General features: G+C 70.8%; 14 protein-coding genes. 8 read left to right on the top strand and 6 right to left on the bottom strand.

What is annotated here, in order from left to right:
- Positions 1–679 precede the first annotated feature (679 nt).
- The 4 genes from dnaK to IE317_RS36245 are packed head-to-tail and all read left to right on the top strand — an operon-like array spanning position 680 to position 4,877.
- Entirely contained in the window at positions 680–2,551 is a 1,872-nt protein-coding gene (dnaK, locus tag IE317_RS36260; RefSeq protein ID WP_191315880.1) for a molecular chaperone DnaK, read from the top strand.
- Positions 2,548–3,246: a nucleotide exchange factor GrpE gene (gene grpE, locus IE317_RS36255; RefSeq protein WP_191315879.1), complete on the top strand. Its 699-nt coding sequence runs from the start codon at positions 2,548–2,550 to the stop codon at positions 3,244–3,246. The genes dnaK and grpE overlap by 4 nt, the downstream gene beginning before the upstream one ends.
- A gap of 30 nt (positions 3,247–3,276) precedes the next feature.
- Positions 3,277–4,446 carry a molecular chaperone DnaJ gene (gene dnaJ, locus IE317_RS36250; RefSeq protein ID WP_191315878.1) on the top strand — a complete coding sequence of 390 codons (1,170 nt, stop codon included), beginning with the start codon at positions 3,277–3,279 and terminating at the stop codon, positions 4,444–4,446.
- Between the two features lie 5 nt (positions 4,447–4,451).
- Positions 4,452–4,877, top strand: a complete 426-nt coding sequence (locus tag IE317_RS36245; protein WP_191315887.1) for a heat shock protein transcriptional repressor HspR — start codon at positions 4,452–4,454, stop codon at positions 4,875–4,877.
- Between the two features lie 85 nt (positions 4,878–4,962).
- Here the strand turns inward: IE317_RS36245 and IE317_RS36240 are convergent, their stop codons facing one another.
- The 5 genes from IE317_RS36240 to IE317_RS36220 form a co-directional block, all read right to left on the bottom strand.
- Positions 4,963–5,490 (bottom strand): DUF305 domain-containing protein, encoded by a 528-nt coding sequence (locus tag IE317_RS36240; RefSeq protein WP_229903074.1) that lies wholly within the window; start codon positions 5,488–5,490, stop codon positions 4,963–4,965.
- On the bottom strand, positions 5,487–6,248 hold the full coding sequence (locus IE317_RS36235; protein WP_191315877.1) for a lytic polysaccharide monooxygenase: 762 nt from the start codon (positions 6,246–6,248) through the stop codon (positions 5,487–5,489). Before IE317_RS36235 ends, IE317_RS36240 begins: the two co-directional genes overlap by 4 nt.
- Before the next feature lie 146 nt (positions 6,249–6,394).
- Positions 6,395–7,111, bottom strand: a complete 717-nt coding sequence (locus IE317_RS36230; RefSeq protein WP_191315876.1) for a dienelactone hydrolase family protein — start codon at positions 7,109–7,111, stop codon at positions 6,395–6,397.
- Positions 7,112–7,185: 74 nt separating this feature from the next.
- Positions 7,186–8,289, bottom strand: a complete 1,104-nt coding sequence (locus IE317_RS36225) for a globin domain-containing protein (RefSeq protein ID WP_191315875.1) — start codon at positions 8,287–8,289, stop codon at positions 7,186–7,188.
- 344 nt (positions 8,290–8,633) lie between these two features.
- A complete protein-coding gene (locus tag IE317_RS36220; protein WP_191315874.1) occupies positions 8,634–9,809 on the bottom strand; it encodes a globin domain-containing protein in 1,176 nt (391 codons plus the stop codon).
- Between the two features lie 253 nt (positions 9,810–10,062).
- On the opposite strand from IE317_RS36220, the gene IE317_RS36215 reads away from it, so the two are divergent.
- The 4 genes from IE317_RS36215 (at position 10,063) to IE317_RS36200 (ending at position 15,490) form a co-directional block, all read left to right on the top strand.
- On the top strand, positions 10,063–10,548 hold the full coding sequence (locus IE317_RS36215) for a MarR family winged helix-turn-helix transcriptional regulator (RefSeq protein ID WP_191315873.1): 486 nt from the start codon (positions 10,063–10,065) through the stop codon (positions 10,546–10,548).
- 100 nt (positions 10,549–10,648) lie between these two features.
- Complete coding sequence (locus IE317_RS36210; RefSeq protein WP_191315872.1) at positions 10,649–11,836, top strand: MFS transporter; 1,188 nt, start codon at positions 10,649–10,651, stop codon at positions 11,834–11,836.
- Positions 11,837–11,933: 97 nt separating this feature from the next.
- Positions 11,934–14,531: an ATP-dependent chaperone ClpB gene (gene clpB, locus IE317_RS36205; RefSeq protein ID WP_191315871.1), complete on the top strand. Its 2,598-nt coding sequence runs from the start codon at positions 11,934–11,936 to the stop codon at positions 14,529–14,531.
- Positions 14,532–14,692: 161 nt separating this feature from the next.
- Positions 14,693–15,490 (top strand): hypothetical protein, encoded by a 798-nt coding sequence (locus tag IE317_RS36200; RefSeq protein ID WP_191315870.1) that lies wholly within the window; start codon positions 14,693–14,695, stop codon positions 15,488–15,490.
- Here IE317_RS36200 and IE317_RS36195 read toward each other — a convergent pair.
- Positions 15,487–16,416 (bottom strand): hypothetical protein, encoded by a 930-nt coding sequence (locus tag IE317_RS36195; RefSeq protein WP_191315869.1) that lies wholly within the window; start codon positions 16,414–16,416, stop codon positions 15,487–15,489. The genes IE317_RS36200 and IE317_RS36195 overlap by 4 nt on opposite strands.
- Positions 16,417–16,449: the final 33 nt, after the last annotated feature.

Genomic DNA, 16,449 nt, shown 5'->3' with positions numbered 1-16,449 from the left:
GATGGAGCGGCCGGGGGCCTGGGCGGCTGCCGGGCCTCGCGATGGGAGCGGCCGGGGGGTTCGGGCCGAGAGCCGCGGCCAGGGCCGAGGGCCGGGGGCCGGAGGCCCGGGAGGTGGAAGCCGAGCGATGGAGCGGCCGGGCTCGAGCCGGGCCGCGGGCCGAGGGCCAGGCCCAGAGGCCGGGACCGGGAGGCCGAGGCCGGGAAACCGGGAACCGAGCGATGGAGCGGCCGGGCCCGAGCCGGGAGCAGAGTGCGGCGCGGTCGGCGGTGGCTGCCGACGGTGTCCGGTGGCGCGGAGGTGCGCTGGCCGGGGGCCCCCGCGGGGAGGCCGGGAGCGAGCAGTGGAGCGGGGCCGAAGCCGGGAGCGGCGGTGTGACCCCGTCGACAGTGGCTCTCGCCCGTGGCCGCCGACGGGCCGGGCCGGGGTGCCTGCGTCCGCCGCGCCCCTGGTCGAGGGCGGCCTGCCGGTGAGCGGTGTCACAGACCCTTCACCCGGCGGACCCGGGAACAAGAACCCGAACCGCCTCGTTAGGCTGGGTACAGAGGTTGAGCGCAGTCGACTCAAGTCCGGCTTGACGGAGTGCGCGAAGGCCGGATAAAACTTGCCAGGGCCTCGCTCAAGGCGAGAACGAACGTGCAGGTCACGAACATAGCAGCCGTACACAGGAGGAAGCACCATGGCGCGAGCGGTCGGCATCGACCTCGGCACGACCAACTCGGTCGTCGCCGTCCTTGAGGGCGGCGAGCCGACGGTCATCGCCAACTCGGAAGGCTCCCGGACCACCCCTTCGATCGTCGCCTTCGCCAAGAACGGTGAAGTGCTGACCGGCCAGCCGGCGAAGAACCAGGCCGTCACGAACGTCGACCGGACGATCCGGTCCGTGAAGCGGCACATCGGTACCGACTGGAAGACCGAGATCGACGGCAAGGCCTACACCCCGCAGGAGATCAGCGCGCGCGTGCTGATGAAGCTCAAGCGCGACGCCGAGGCGTACCTGGGCGAGGAGATCACCGACGCCGTGATCACCGTCCCGGCGTACTTCGAGGACGCCCAGCGGCAGGCCACCAAGGAGGCCGGGCAGATCGCCGGCCTGAACGTGCTCCGCATCGTCAACGAGCCGACCGCCGCCGCGCTGGCGTACGGCCTGGACAAGGGCGAAAAGGAGCAGACCATCCTGGTCTTCGACCTCGGTGGTGGCACCTTCGACGTCTCGCTGCTGGAGATCGGCGAGGGCGTCGTCGAGGTCCGCGCGACCTCCGGTGACAACCACCTCGGTGGTGACGACTGGGACGAGCGCATCGTCAAGTGGCTGGTCGACAAGTTCAAGGCCACGAACGGCATCGACCTGACCAAGGACAAGATGGCGCTGCAGCGCATCCGCGAGGCGGCGGAGAAGGCGAAGATCGAGCTGTCCAGCTCGAACTCGGCCAGCATCAACCTGCCGTACATCACCGTGGACGCGGACAAGAACCCGCTGTTCCTCGACGAGACGCTCTCGCGCGCCGAGTTCCAGAAGATCACCGCGGACCTGCTCGAGCGCACCCGCAACCCGTTCAACAACGTCATCCGGGACGCGGGCATCGCCGTCGGCGACATCGACCACGTCGTGCTCGTCGGTGGTTCCACCCGCATGCCGGCCGTGTCGGACCTGGTCAAGGAGCTGACCGGCGGCCGTGAGCCGAACAAGGGCGTGAACCCGGACGAGGTCGTCGCGGTCGGCGCGGCGCTGCAGGCCGGTGTGCTGAAGGGCGAGGTCAAGGACGTCCTGCTGCTGGACGTCACGCCGCTGTCGCTCGGCATCGAGACCAAGGGTGGCGTCTTCACCAAGCTCATCGAGCGCAACACCACGATCCCGACCAAGCGCTCGGAGATCTTCTCCACCGCGGACGACAACCAGCCGTCGGTGCAGATCCAGGTGTTCCAGGGTGAGCGCGAGATCGCCGCGCACAACAAGAAGCTCGGCATGTTCGAGCTGACCGGTCTCCCGCCGGCCCCGCGTGGCGTGCCGCAGATCGAGGTCACCTTCGACATCGACGCCAACGGCATCGTGCACGTGACCGCGAAGGACCTGGGCACGAACAAGGAACAGTCGATGACGATCACCGGTGGCTCCGCGCTGCCGAAGGACGACATCGAGCGCATGGTCAAGGACGCCGAGGCCCACGCCGAGGAAGACAAGAAGCGCCGCGAGGAAGCGGAGACCCGCAACCAGGCGGAGACGCTGGTCTACCAGACCGAGAAGTTCGTCAAGGACAACGACGACAAGCTGCCCGAGGAGCTCAAGGGCAAGGTCAAGTCCGCGATCGACGAGGCCAACGAGTCGCTGAAGGGCACGGACTCGACCAAGATCCGCGAGGCGATCGAGAAGCTGAACGCCGCTTCGCAGGAACTGGGCACCGCCCTGTACGCCAACGCGAACGCCGGTGCGGCGGGCGCCGAAGGTGCCGCGGGCGCGGGTGCGGCCGGGGACGCCGGTGCGGCCGGCGGCCAGGCCAAGGCCGATGACGTGGTGGACGCCGAGATCGTCGAAGAGGACGAGAAGAAGTGACCCACAGCTACGACGAATCCGAGAACCAGGGCCGCGGCCCCGAGGAGCCGGTGGTCGTGCGGGACCGTCGTCGGGTGGACCCCCAGACCGGGCAGGTTCGCCCGCCCGGTCCGGCCCACGCCGCGCCGGAGCCGGAGGAGGCGCCCGTGGAGCACGCGGGCCCTTCGCTCGGCGACACGATCATGGACGACGCGGTGTCGGTCGTCTCCGACGTGGAGAAGGAGCTGGCGGAGCGCACCGCCGACCTCCAGCGCCTGCAGGCCGAGTACGCCAACTACCGCAAGCGGGTCGAGCGTGACCGCGAGGCGGTCGTGATCGGCGCGAAGGCGACCGTGGTGAACGACCTGCTGCCGCTGCTCGACGACCTCGAGCGGGCCGAGCAGCACGGTGACCTCACCGGCGCGTTCAAGGCGGTCGGCGAAAAGCTGATCAGCGGCCTGCAGCGCGCGGGTCTCGAGTCGTTCGGTGCCGAAGGCGAGCCGTTCGACCCGAGCGTGCACGAGGCCGTGCAGCACAACACCTCGCCGGACGTGGCGGGCCCGACGGTCACCGTGGTCATGCGCCGCGGCTACCGCTTCGGAGACCGCGTACTGCGGGCCGCGCTGGTCGGCGTGACCGACCACGAGCCCGGTGCGGCCCCGTCCGTCGGTGGCGAGGCGCCACTCGACGGCGGAGTCGATGAGCAGCAGCAGTAACAGGAACCCAGTGGGAGGAGGAGACGCCCGATGAGTGCACGGGAATGGATCGGTAAGGACTTCTACCGTGAACTGGGCGTCTCCTCCGACGCCACCGCGGACGAAATCAAGAAGGCCTACCGGAAGCTGGCCAAGGAGAACCACCCGGACGCGAACGCCGGCAACGCGCAGGCGGAGCAGAAGTTCAAGGCGGTCTCCGAGGCCTACGGCGTGCTCTCCGACGCGAGCAAGCGCAAGGAGTACGACGAGGCGCGGCGGCTGTTCGGCGGCGGGGGCGGCTTCAACTTCCCCGGTGGCGGCGGCACCGGCAGCTTCGACATGGGCGACATCTTCGGCCAGGCCGGCGCCGGGCAGCAGGGCGGCTTCGGCGGGCTCGGCGACATCCTCGGCGGGATCTTCGGCCGCGGCCGGTCGTCGGCGGGCGCGACGGCGAACCGGCCGCAGCGCGGGGCCGACGTCGAAACGGACGTCCGGATCGACTTCACCGAGGCGGTCAAGGGCGCGACCCTGCCGCTGCGGCTGTCGAGCCCGGCGACCTGCGCGACGTGCCACGGCAACGGCGCGCGGCCGGGCACGTCGCCGCGGACCTGCCCGACCTGTTCCGGGTCGGGGCTGGTCAGCCGCAGCCAGGGCGCGTTCGCGTTCTCGGAGCCGTGCCGCGACTGCCGCGGCCGCGGGACGATCATCGACGACCCGTGCCCCGAATGCGGCGGCGAAGGCATCAGCACGCGGACCCGCACGCTGACCGTCCGGATCCCGCCGGGCGTCGACGACGACCAGCGCATCCGGCTGGCCGGCCAGGGCGAGCCCGGCCGGGGCGGGGCGCAGGCGGGCGATCTGTACGTCCGGGTGCACGTGGCTCCGCACGCCCTCTTCGGGCGCAAGGGGCTCGACCTGACGATCACCGTGCCGGTGGACTTCACGGAACTGACGCTCGGCACCACGATCACGGTGCCGACGCTGGAAGGGAAGGTCTCGCTCAAGGTGCCGCCGGGCACGGCGAGCGGGCGGGTGCTGCGCGTGCGCGGCAAGGGCATCGCCAAGCGCGACGGTTCGCAAGGTGACCTGCTCGTCACCCTCCAGGCGGCGATTCCCGCCAAACTGGACGACAAGGCGCGCGAAGCTCTGCAGGCGTACGCCGAGGCGATGGCCGGGCACGACCCCCGGCCCGAGATCACCGAGCTGCTGCAAGGTAGGTGAGAGTGGTGTTCGGCGGGATTCCCCAGGAAGGGGACGAGGAGACCCCGGTGTTCGTCATCTCGGTGGCGGCCCAGCTCGCCGGGATGCACGCGCAGACGTTGCGCACGTACGACCGGCAGGGCCTGGTCTCACCGGGCCGCACCCCCGGCGGCGGGCGGCGCTACTCGATGCGGGACATCGCGCTGCTGCGCGAGGTCCAGCGCCTGTCGCAGGAGGACGGCGTCAACCTGGCCGGCATCAAGCGCATCATCGAGCTGGAGAACCAGGTCGACGCGCTGCGGGCCCGGATCACCGAGCTGACCGAGGAACTGACCGCGGCGTACATGGCGGCGGAACAGGCCGCGGCGGCGGCGCACGCGTCCTACCGCCGGGACCTGGTGCCGCTCAACCAGCAGACGGCGATGGTGGTCTGGCGGCCGAAGCGCCGCTGACGACCAGAGCGACGAAGGCCTCCCCGGGCGACCGGGGAGGCCTTCTTGCGTGAGCAGTCCCTCCCGGCTGCTCACCGCCGCGGGGTCACGTCTTGACGTTCAGCAGCTGCTTCACCTCGGCCGTCCGGGACTCGATCACCCGCCGCGCCAGGTCCCGCGCCTGCGGGTTCACTCCACCGCTCGTCCCGTTCTCGGTCTGGGCCAGCTCGACCGCGCCCTGCTGCTGTCCGGTCAGGACGTCCAGGAACCGGCGGGTGAACTCGCCGTCCGGCGCCGCCTTCAGCGCTCCCACCAGGTCCGGCGAGGTCATCTTCATGCCGCCGTGGCCCGCGTGGGCCTGCGGGGGCACCGTCTCGGGCTGGTTCCACTCGCGGAGCCAGCCCCGCATGTCGTCGATCTCGGTCTTCTGCGTCACCTCGATCGCCGCCGCCAGCTCCTTTACCGAGGCCGGCAGCGGGCGCGCCGCCGCCAGCCGGACGATCTCGATCCCTTGCTGGTTCTGGGGAATCAGCATCTGCAGGAACATCACGTCGGCCGCGTTGTGCTGCGGTGGAGCGGCCGTCGTCGCGCAGCTTGTCAGGAGCAGCGCGACGACGGCCAAGACCACTCTCACTGGCGCTGCCAGAGCGCCGGGGTGTTCGGCGGCTCCCAGCCCGCGATCGCCGTGTGCGGCTGGAGGCAGCGGTAGCTCACGCCGTTGTACGTCACGACGTCACCCGTCTTGTACGCCGTGCCCGCCGACCACGTGCCGCTCGAAGGCGGGGTGGTCGTCGTCGTGGGCGGGCGGGTCGTGGTCGTGGTCGTGGGCGGCGTGGTGGTCGTCGGCGGTGTGGTGGTGGGGCCACCACCCCCGCCGACCTGCAGGTCGATGCAGCTGTAGAACGCGTTGGCCGTGTCCGAGATGTTCCAGATGGCCAGCACCTTGATCCGGCCCGAATAGCCGGCCAGGTTCACCGTGTGCGACAGCGTCGACGGTGGCTGCTGACCGTTGCCGTTGAACACCGCGACGCGCGTGTTGCCGACGTAGTACTCGTAGTTCGCCGTCGCGTGCCGGGCGGTGAACACCCAGTTGAACGTCACCGTGCTGCCCACCGACTTCGCGGGCCACGGCTTCGACTCGTCGGCCAGTTCGGCGAACTGGGACAGCCCGGCGTTGCAGCTGCGCAGCCCCTTCGGGCCTTCGACGCTCTGCGGTTCGTAGACGATCTGGCCGCAGTTGGGCACCTTCCCGGCCGCGCAGTTGGCCTGCCGGCTGGGCGGGTCGGACACGTAACCGTGGGCGCTCGCGGAGGCGGCGGGGAGGACGACGACCAGCACCGGCGCGAGCAGGGCTCCGGCAGCGGCCGCGAAGAGCTTGCGTTTCCAGGTCATTTCGGGCTCCTCGAAGGGGAACAGCGTCGTTCCGGAGGAAGGACGAACGAGCACATCCGGGGAAGATGTGGTCTAGACCATAAGGCGATTCGGGCACAACGGTCAACGAACTACCGCCGTTCGACGATTTCGCTGCTCCGCTCGGCTCAGTGCGAAGGTCGGGCCGGCTGCTGCAGGTGCTCGCCGAAGAAGGACGTCACTCGGCGCCACGCGTCTTCGGCCGATTCGTGGTGGTAGGTGAAGCCGACCACCTTGAGCAGCAGGTTCACCGGGGCCGCGGTGTCGATCTTGTTGGCGAACCCGTGGCTGGCGTCCGGGTACTCCTTGACGTCGTGCGGGATGCCGCGCTCGCTGAGCGCCGTCTCGAGCTTCGCCACGGCGCCGCGCAGCCCGAAGTCCTTCTTGCCGAAGCTGGCGACGATCGGGCAGGCGTCGTCGAGCACCGACAGGTTCTTCGGCAGCTGCCCGTAGTACGGCGCGGACGCTTCGAACCCGCGTGACGCCGCCACGAGCGCGAAGCCGCCGCCCATGCAGAACCCGGCGATGCCGACCCGGCCCGAGCAGTCCTCCCGGCCGGCCAGGAGCGCCCGGGCCGCCTCGATGTCGTCGAAGGAGCGACCGCGATGGGCGAACATGTCCGAAAACACCCGGCGCACGCAGCGGCGCATACCCCCGCGCGAATACAGGTCCGGGCTCAGCGCGAGATAGCCCTCGCGGGCGAAACGGTCGGTGATGTTCTTCGTGTCCTGGCTCAGCCCGAACGCGTCGTGGATCAGCACCACGCCCGGGTGGGGGCCCGAGCCGCCGGGTTCCGCCAGGTATCCGCCGATGGTGCCGTCCGAAACCGGAATAGTCATCTCCATATCGGTGAAGATAGCGAGAATTTCCCGCTCCGGCCCCGCACGCTGAGAGTTCCTCAGCGCATTCCGGACAAATCTCAGTCCAGGGTGAACGGGTCGTAGGAAATTCGTTCCAGCTCGATCCCCTTGGCCAGCAGCTTGGCGACGGTCGCCTGGATCATCGGCGGCGAACCGGACACCAGGACGTCGTGGTTCCGCCACGTGCCGCGCTGGGTGACGGCGTGGGCGAGCGTGCCGCGGTCGCCGCCGGACAGCGCGCCCTCCTCGGTGACCGGGGTGACCGTCAGCCACTTCGACGTCGCGGCCAGCCGCCGCAGCTCCTCCAGCGCGTACAGGTCCTCCGGTCGCCGTCCGCCGAAGAACAGGTGCACCGGCGGGTTCCGCTTCCAGCGCGACAGGTCGTCGAGGATGGCCAGCAGCGGCGTGATCCCGGTGCCGCCGCCGATCATGAGCAGCCGCTGTTTCGTCGACATCGGGCGCACGTTCAGCACGCCCATCGACGGCCCGAGGCGCCAGACGTCACCCGGTCTGGTGTGGTTGACGATGCTCCCGCTGACCCAGCCGCCGGGCACCGCGCGCACGTGGAATGTGAGCTGCCCGTCGCCGCGGGGTGCGTTGGCCGGCGAGAGGTACCGCCAGAACCGGGGCCGCTGCGGCACTTCCACGCTGACGTACCCGCCGGCGCGGTACGGCAGCAGGCCTTCGGTGCGCACCTTCACCAGCGCGACGTCGCGGCTGAGCTTCCGGTGTTCCAGCACGGTCGCCGACCACGCCGCCGGCCCCGTCTCCGCCTGGGCGGCTTCGCGCATCGTCTTGGCGATGAGCCCGTAGGCCGAGGTCCACGCCGATTCGACCTCGGTGGTCCACTTCTCCTTGAGAAACCGTTTCAGTGCGGCGATCAGCGCGACACCCACGGCGTCGTAGTGGCGCGAGACGACGGCGAACTTCCGGTGGTCGCGGCCCAGCTGGCCGAGGAAGGTGACCAGCTCGTCGGGCCGGTCGACCATCTGCACCACGTACACCAGCGCGCGCAGCAGCCTGCTCCGCTGCGTCGACATGGTGACCGGGAACAGCTCCCGGCAATCGGGGGCGACCACGAACAACGCACCGTAGAAGTACTGCGCCAGTTCATCTGCTTTCGGTTCGACCTCCGCAAAACTCTCACGAATCAACCGGGCCATCTCTCGACCTTCCACAGCCGAAACGGGAACCGTCGCGGGCGTGGTGGAGATCTTCACGGATTCAGCACTCATCGGGAACGGCAATCTCCAGTCCTGCAAAGGCGTTCGCGCCGTGCATGCGGCGTCGCTGTGGCGGTGCCGCCCCCGAGGGTTCCCGACTGTAGGCGAATTCCCGTGCAGATGCGCGTGATTCCGCGCGTTCCCGCTCGAACGGAGCAATTCAAGTACGCCCGGTCAACCCGGTCTGTCATAGCGTAAAAATGATCACGCCCGGATTAATCTGTTACTCGTTGCCGATTCCCGAAGCGTAACGAATGATTCACCGGACGGCGGATTGCCGGTGGCTAGTCGATCGTGAACGGGTCGTACTGGATCTGGTCCAGCGCGCTGCCCGCGACCAGCATGCGCGACACCGTCGCGCGGATCATCGCCGGCGAGCCGGACACGAGGATGTGGTGCCCGGGCCAGGCGCCGTACCGCGTGACGGCCTCGGCCAGCGTCCCCTGCTCGAACCCGGGGACGTCGCCGCCGCGCTCGACGACCGGCGTGACCGTCAGCCAGGGGTTCGTCGCGGCCAGCGCACGCAGTTCTTCGAGGTCGTAGAGGTCCTCGCGGGTCGGGCCGCCGTAGAACAGGTGCGTCTTCGGGTTCTCGCCCCACAGCGCGAGGTGGTCGAGGATCGCCCGCAGCGGCGCGACGCCGGTGCCGCCGGCGACCATCAGCACGGCCCGTGACGTCTCGCGGTCGACCGTCATCCGGCCCAGCGGCGGCCCGAGCCGCCAGACGTCCCCGGGCTGGGTGTGGCTGACGATGGCACGGGAGACCCAGCCGCCGTCGATCGCGCGGACGTGGAACTCGATGCCGCCGTCCTCGCGCGGCGCGTTCGCCGGCGAGAGGTAGCGCCACAGCCGGGGCCGCTGCGGCACTTCGACGCTCACGTACTGGCCGGGGTGGTAGGGCACGGGCTGGTCGGGCAGCAGCCGCACCAGCGCGAGGTCCCAGGTCAGCCGCCGGTGCTCGACCACGGTGGCCGACCACGACGGCGGGTTCGTGTCGGCCGCGGCCGCGTCCTGCATGGCCCGCGCGGCGATGGTGAACGCCTCGGCCCACGCCCGCTCGACCTCGGGCGTCCACGCCGGGCCGAGGTGGTTCTTGAGCGACGCCAGCAGCGCGGTGCCGACCGCTTCGTAGTGGCGGGGCACCACGCCGAACTTGCGGTGGTCGCGGCCCAGCTGGCGCAGGAACGGCGCGAGGTCGTCGGGCCGGTCGACCATCTGCACGATGTGCACCAGCGCGCGCACCAGCCTGCCGCGCTGGATCTCCATGTTGATCGGGAAGAAGTCGCGCGTGGTCGGGGCGAGGGTGAACAGCATCCCGTAGAAGAACTGCGAGATGTCCGCGATGTACGGCTCGGACATCGCCCAGCTGTCCCGGATGAGCCGGACCATCGCGGTCACGGCCGCGGGGGCTTCGCGCGGGGCCGAGGACCTGGGGAGCGGGCTGACGGAATCGGCTGTCATGAGCGGTTGTTCACAGGTTGGGGACCGCCTCCTGGGTCCTTCGCCACTGCTGCCACCTCGTCACTCGACGTCACCGGAATGCGCCGCGCGCACCGCCCGTCCGCAGGGTAGCCGCCGGGCGCCCTTTTGCCCGCATTGTTGCTCCGACCGGGTGTATCCGGCCCGGTCGGGCGTGGGGGACCTCACCGGCGAGATGGTTGTCCCGAGCAAGTGTCCGGAATATACTTGTATGGCACAACTAAGGGAGGTGCCTATGAGCTTCGACGACACCGACGACGACGTCCGGGTCGAGCTCATGCGCGAGCTCAAGACCGCTTCCCAGCTCCAGCACGCCTGGATCATGCAAGCCTGGCAGAGCGAGCCCGGGCTGCACCCGGCGGCCGCGATGTTGCTGTCCGACCTGGCGAAGAACGGCGAGACGCGGCCGTCCGAGCTGGCGAAACGCCGGTTCGTCGACCTGTCGGTCGTGAGCAGGCAGATCACCCAGCTGTCGGCGGCCGGACTGGTCGACCGCCGCCCCGCGCCCGAAGACGGCCGGGCGTCCCTGGTGAGCGTGTCCGAGAAGGGCCGGGCCGAACTCGCCCGCTGGCGCGCCAACTACATCGAGTTCATGGAGAAGGCGCTCGGCGGCTGGGACGACCAGCGCGTCACCGACCTCACCGCCCGGCTGGCGGAGATGAACGCCGATCTCCGCCGCGCCCTCGGCAGCGACGCCTGCCTGGCCGACACGAACAAGTGACACCACGGGGAAAAGGCACACCGGAAGTGTCTTTTTCCCCTGCGGAAAGTGTCCGTTCGGTCCTGACTCAGGGGCATTCGTCAGGGTTAACGTCGGTGGGGTGACGCGTGACCGGGTCGCACTGCTGTGCGCGCTGGGGATCGACAACTTCGGCTCAGGTCTGTTCCTCCCGTTGGCGCTGGTCTACGTGACGCAGGTGGTCGGCGTGCCGCTGGCCGTGGCCGGCACCGCCGTCACCCTCGGCGCCATCGGGGGGCTCGTCGTGCCGCCGCTGGCCGGACGGCTCGTCGACCGCGTCGGGCCGCGGGCCGTGGTGATCGGCGCCCAGCTGCTGCAGGCCGCCGGTGTCGGGGCGTACCTGCTGGCCGACAACGCGGACCTGGTGGTGATCGCCGCCGTCCTGCTGTCCGCCGGCCAGCAGCTCTTCTACAGCTCGCTGTTCGTGCTCATCGCCGACGTCGCGGGCGAGGGCCCGAAGGACCGCCCGTTCGCCCAAGTGGGGATGGTGCGCGCCGCCAGCTTCGGCCTGGGCGGCCTGGCGGCGGGGGCGATGCTGACGTGGCTGGGGGACACCGGCTACCTCATCGCGCTCGCCGTGGACGCGCTGACGTTCTTCGTGGCCGCGTCGGTCCTCGTCTTCTTCGTCCAGCTGGCGCGGCCGCACCCGCCGGTCCGCGAACGGTCGGTCCGCGTGCTGCGCGACCGGCCGTACCTGGCCCTCATCCTGTTCAGCGGGCTCTTCGGGCTCTCGCTGGACTTCTTCCTGATCGGCACGCCGGTGTTCGTCCTCGACCGGCTGCACGGCCCGGTCTGGCTGCCGGGGGCGATCCTCGCCCTGCTGACCGTGCTGACCAGCCTCGGCGGCACGCTCGCGCTGCGGCTCACCGCCCGGTTGACGCGGATCGCGGCGATGCGCGTCGGCTCGGCCTTGTTCTCGGCGTGGTGCCTGGTCAGCCTGGGTGTGCTGCTCGTGCCCGACGCCTGGCGGGTGGCCTACCTGCTCGTGTCGACGCTGGTGTTCGCCGCCGGCGACCTGGTCTTCGGGCCGAGATCCGGGGCGCTCGCCGAGGCCGCGGCACCTCCGGTCGCCCGCGGGCGTTATCTCGCTGCGTACCAGTACGCGTTCACCGTGGCGCAGGTGATCGCGCCGGCCGTGGTGGCCTTGTTCTCGGTCGCCGATTGGTTACCCTGGGTGCTGGTGGGGGCGTGCGCCGGTCTCGCCGTGGCCGGGCTCGGCACCCTCGGCCCGCGGTTGCCGGCGAGCGCCGTGGCCCCCGGTCGAAGTTGAGCGGAACAGACTCAATTTTTCGTGCGTTAGAGATAGTGTCAGGTCACGGTCAGGCCTGTCACCAGGACTTCTCGCAGTACCGAGCATGAGGTGAGGGATGGACGCTTTCAACCCGACCACGAAGACCCAGCAGGCGATCTCGTCCGCGGCGCAGGCGGCCACCATGGCCGGCAACCCGCACGTGTCGGCCGCCCATCTGCTGGGCGCCCTGCTGGCGCAGGGTGAGGGGCTGACCGCACCGCTGCTGACCGCGGTCGGGGCCGACCCGGAGCTGGTGCACAAGGAGCTCGAGCCGCTCATCGCGGCCCTGCCGTCGGCGACCGGCGCGACCGTGTCGAGCCCGCAGTTCGACACCTACGCGGTCAAGTCGCTGACGCGCGCGCAGAAGCTCGCCACCGAGCTGGGCGACGAGTACGTCTCGACCGAGCACCTGCTCGTCGGGCTCGCCACCGAGGGCGGCCAGGTCGCCGACCTGCTCAAGCGCCACGGGGCGACGCCGGACGCGCTGCAGGAGGCGTTCGCCAAGGTCCGCGGCTCGGCCCGGATCACCAGCGCGGACCCGGAGAGCACGTTCAAGGCGCTCGAAAAGTACGGCGTCGACCTCACCGAGCGCGCCCGCGCCGGCGAGCTCGACCCGGTCATCGGCCGCGACACCGAGATCCGCCGCGTCGTGCAGGTGCTGTCGCGGCGCACAAAGAACAACCCGGTCCTGATCGGCGAGCCGGGCGTCGGCAAGACGGCCATCGTCGAAGGGCTGGCCCAGCGCATCGTCGCCGGGGACGTGCCGGAGTCGCTGCGCGGCAAGCGCGTCGTCGCCCTCGACCTCGGGTCGATGGTGGCCGGCGCGAAGTACCGCGGCGAGTTCGAGGAGCGGCTGAAGGCCGTGCTCAAGGAGATCACCGACTCCGCGGGCGAGGTCATCACCTTCATCGACGAGCTGCACACGATCGTCGGCGCCGGCGCCACCGGCGAGGGCGGCGCGATGGACGCGGGCAACATGATCAAGCCGATGCTCGCCCGCGGCGAGCTGCGGATGGTCGGCGCGACCACGCTCGACGAGTACCGCCAGCACATCGAGAAGGACGCCGCCCTGGAGCGGCGCTTCCAGCAGGTGCTCGTCGGCGAGCCGTCGCCGGAGGACACCATCGCGATCCTGCGCGGGCTGAAGGAGCGCTACGAGGTGCACCACGGTGTCCGGATCACGGACGCCGCGCTGGTCGCCGCCGCCACGCTGTCCGACCGCTACATCACCGCGCGCTTCCTGCCGGACAAGGCGATCGACCTGGTCGACGAGGCCGCGTCGAAGCTCCGGATGGAGATCGACTCGCGGCCGGTGGAGATCGACGAGGTCGAGCGGGCGGTCCGCCGCCTGGAGATCGAGGAGATGGCGCTCGCGAAGGAAAGCGACGCCGCCTCGAAGGAGCGACTCAGCAACCTGCGCGCCGAGCTGGCGGAGAAGCGCGAGACGCTGACCGCGCTCACCGCACGCTGGCAGAACGAGAAGGGCTCGATCGAGAAGGTCCGCGAGCTCAAGGAGCAGCTCGAGCAGCTGCGCGGCGAGTCCGAGCGCGCCGAGCGCGACGGCGACCTGGGCAAGGCCGCCGAGCTGCGCTATGGCCGGATCCCCGCGCTGGAGAAGGAGTTCGAAGCGGCCACCGCGGCGAGCGAGGTCAGCCAGCAGAACGTCATGCTCAAGGAAGAGGTCGGCGCGGACGACGTCGCGGACGTGGTCAGCGCGTGGACCGGCATCCCGGCGGGACGGCTGCTGGAAGGCGAGACCGGCAAGCTGCTCCGGATGGAGGAGGAGCTGACCCGGCGCGTCATCGGGCAGGCCGAGGCCGTGCAGGTCGTCGCGGACGCGGTCCGCCGCAGCCGGGCCGGCGTCGCCGACCCCGACCGGCCGACCGGTTCGTTCCTCTTCCTCGGCCCGACCGGCGTCGGCAAGACCGAGCTGGCCAAGGCGCTGGCCGAGTTCCTGTTCGACGACGAGCGCGCGATGCAGCGCATCGACATGAGCGAGTACGCCGAGAAGCACTCGGTGGCGCGCCTGGTCGGTGCCCCGCCCGGGTACGTCGGCTACGACCAGGGCGGCCAGCTGACCGAGGCCGTGCGGCGCCGCCCGTACTCGGTGGTGCTGCTCGACGAGGTCGAGAAGGCCCACCCGGACGTCTTCGACGTGCTCCTGCAGGTCCTCGACGACGGGCGGCTGACCGACGGCCAGGGCCGGACGGTGGACTTCCGCAACACCATCCTGATCCTGACCTCGAACCTCGGCTCGCAGGCCATCGCCGACCCGTCGCTCGACGAGCGGCAGCGGCGGGACGCCGTGCTCGAGGTGGTGCAGCGGCAGTTCAAGCCGGAGTTCCTCAACCGGCTCGACGACATCGTCGTGTTCCACTCGCTCGGCACCGAGCAACTGACGTCCATTGTGGACATCCAGGTCGGCAGGCTCGCCAAGCGGCTGGCCCAGCGGCGGCTGCACCTGGACGTCACCGACGGCGCCCGCGAGTGGCTCGCCCTCAACGGCTTCGACCCGATCTACGGCGCCCGCCCGCTGCGGCGGCTGGTCCAGTCGGCGATCGGCGACAAGCTGGCGAAGGAGCTGCTCTCGGGCGAGATCCGGGACGGCGACACCGTGCGCGTCGACGCCCCGGAGCTGGAGGCGGGTGACGCGCTGACTGTCACCCGCGTCTGACTGATCGTGAAGGCCACCTCGCCCGAGGTGGCCTTCACGGCTGTCCACAGTGGTTCGTGCCGATTTGTCGACCCGGGAGCGGGGAAAATGCTCCGAATGGGCCCGGCGACACGGGGACCGGCGATCATCCCTCCGGCGTAACAGGCGATACCCTGGCCGACGTGGGTATTCCGGCGTGGATCTGGTTCGTCATCGCGGCCGTCGCCCTGGTGGCGGGGCTGGGGCTGCTCGCCGCCGACCGGGCGAAGGAGGGCTCGCGCAACCGCGAGCGCATGCGCTGGGCGCAGTTGCGCGGCTGGCAGTTCGTCGAGGAGGACGAGCGCCTGCCGCAGCAGTGGGCAGGCGGCGCCATCGGCTACTTCGGCGCGGACGCGGCCGTGAACGTCGTCGCGGGTTCCACCTTCACCTCCGACGGCCGCCGCCCGGTGTTCATCTTCGACATCGAGACCGAGGGGCAGATCCCCGCGGTCGTCGTCGCCGTGCGCTGCAACAAGAAGCACCGGATCCCGATCGAGATGTGGCTGTCCAGCGTCCCGTTCCAGCGTGCGGACATGCCCGAAATGCTCGGCCCGATCGGCGCCCGCTACGCCTTCGCGGACGACGCGGAGGGAGCCCGCGTGGTGATCACGCAGGAGCTCGTCGACGCGGCCGACCAGCTGGGCGGCGACGTCGGCGTGGCCTGGCTGGAGAACGAGTGGGTGCTGGCCAGCGTCGTCCCGACGGCGGGCCCGTCGAGGCTCGAGCGCCTGCTGCGCGACCTGGGCGAGATCGCGGACATCGTCGACCCGTTCGACGAGGACTACGACGCGGGCCGCCACCAGGCGAGCGCCCCGGTCCCGGCCGAGGCCCCGGCGCCCGCTCCGGCCGCGGCTCCGGCCCCGGGCACCCCGGCGGCGGGGACGCCGGTCCAGCAGCCGCCCGCGGACGCGGAGCCGAACCCCAAGCCGAGTGAGAGCTAGAAGCCGAGCAACCGCTGGTCGAGGACGCTGAACGAGCCCGACCGGTCGAGGGTGCCGCGCACCGACGTCGTGCTGCCCTCCGCTTGGACGACGTGGTCCACGCCGAGGTCGCCGCTGATCGAGCCGGCCGGTCCCGCCGGGCCGAGCGACTGGCTCGTCCCCGCCAGTGCCCACGCCGGGCCCAGCTGAGCCCCGGCTTCGTGGTTCTGGCCCAGGTCCAGGACGCCGGTGAGCCGTCCGGCCGCGTACTGGTCGGACGTCGTGCCGACCGCGCCGAGCCGGCCGAGGTCGGCCACCTGACCGGAGGACCGGCGGGCCGCCAGCGCACCGTCGAGGTCGCCGGCGAAGCTGCCGAACAGGCCGGTGTCCAGCTGCTCGGCGTGCTGGCTCAGCACGTCGATCCCGTCGGCGGCCCAGACGCCGTGGCTCATGCCTTCGCCGAGGTCGATCCGGTGCTCGGCGCCGCCGCCGAGGGGCGAGATCGACAGGCTCCGGGACGCGGCTTGGCCGAGCCGCTGGCCGTTCGCGGTGCCCGCGCGGACGTCGCCCCAGCGCAAGGTGTGCCGGCCGGCGCGGGCGAACGACTCGGTTTCCTGCGCCGCGGCCGACGTCCCGGCCTGGCGTTCTTCGCGGTGGGTGATCGCGGACTCGGTCAGGTCCGTGTCGAGCACCGCGCCGGCGATCTCCTTCGCGAGGAAGTCGTGGCGGATCGTGGTCACGGTCTCGCGCACCACCGACGTGCCGTCCTCGCCCGACGTCTCGACGTCGCGCCGGAACGTGCTGTCGTCGCGGTGGTAGAGCGGCAGGGTCAGCTCCGCCGGGCTCGCCAGCGCCGTGGCGGGAGCGGCGAAAAGCAGCACGGCGGGCGCCGCGCCCACGGCGACCTTGGGCAGATAGCCGCTTTTGCGCCTGGTGTGCTTACCCATGCGGCGGACGATACTTCCCCGCCGAATCGAACG

Origin of the sequence: Amycolatopsis bullii, from assembly GCF_014654205.1 — a bacterium.
Lineage (GTDB): Bacteria > Actinomycetota > Actinomycetes > Mycobacteriales > Pseudonocardiaceae > Amycolatopsis > Amycolatopsis plumensis.
Note: the sequence above shows the minus strand (reverse complement) of the source record. Positions and strands in the feature narration are given on the sequence as shown.

Excerpts from the sequence above, each read along its gene's own strand:
- dnaJ (WP_191315878.1), top strand. The coding sequence starts at position 3,277 with ATGAGTGCACGGGAATGGATCGGTAAGGACTTCTACCGTGAACTGGGC.
- IE317_RS36220 (WP_191315874.1), bottom strand. The coding sequence starts at position 9,809 with ATGACAGCCGATTCCGTCAGCCCGCTCCCCAGGTCCTCGGCCCCGCGC.
- IE317_RS36215 (WP_191315873.1), top strand. The coding sequence starts at position 10,063 with ATGAGCTTCGACGACACCGACGACGACGTCCGGGTCGAGCTCATGCGC.
- dnaK (WP_191315880.1), top strand. The coding sequence starts at position 680 with ATGGCGCGAGCGGTCGGCATCGACCTCGGCACGACCAACTCGGTCGTC.
- IE317_RS36195 (WP_191315869.1), bottom strand. The coding sequence starts at position 16,416 with ATGGGTAAGCACACCAGGCGCAAAAGCGGCTATCTGCCCAAGGTCGCC.
- IE317_RS36225 (WP_191315875.1), bottom strand. The coding sequence starts at position 8,289 with ATGGCCCGGTTGATTCGTGAGAGTTTTGCGGAGGTCGAACCGAAAGCA.
- clpB (WP_191315871.1), top strand. The coding sequence starts at position 11,934 with ATGGACGCTTTCAACCCGACCACGAAGACCCAGCAGGCGATCTCGTCC.
- IE317_RS36230 (WP_191315876.1), bottom strand. The coding sequence starts at position 7,111 with ATGGAGATGACTATTCCGGTTTCGGACGGCACCATCGGCGGATACCTG.
- IE317_RS36235 (WP_191315877.1), bottom strand. The coding sequence starts at position 6,248 with ATGACCTGGAAACGCAAGCTCTTCGCGGCCGCTGCCGGAGCCCTGCTC.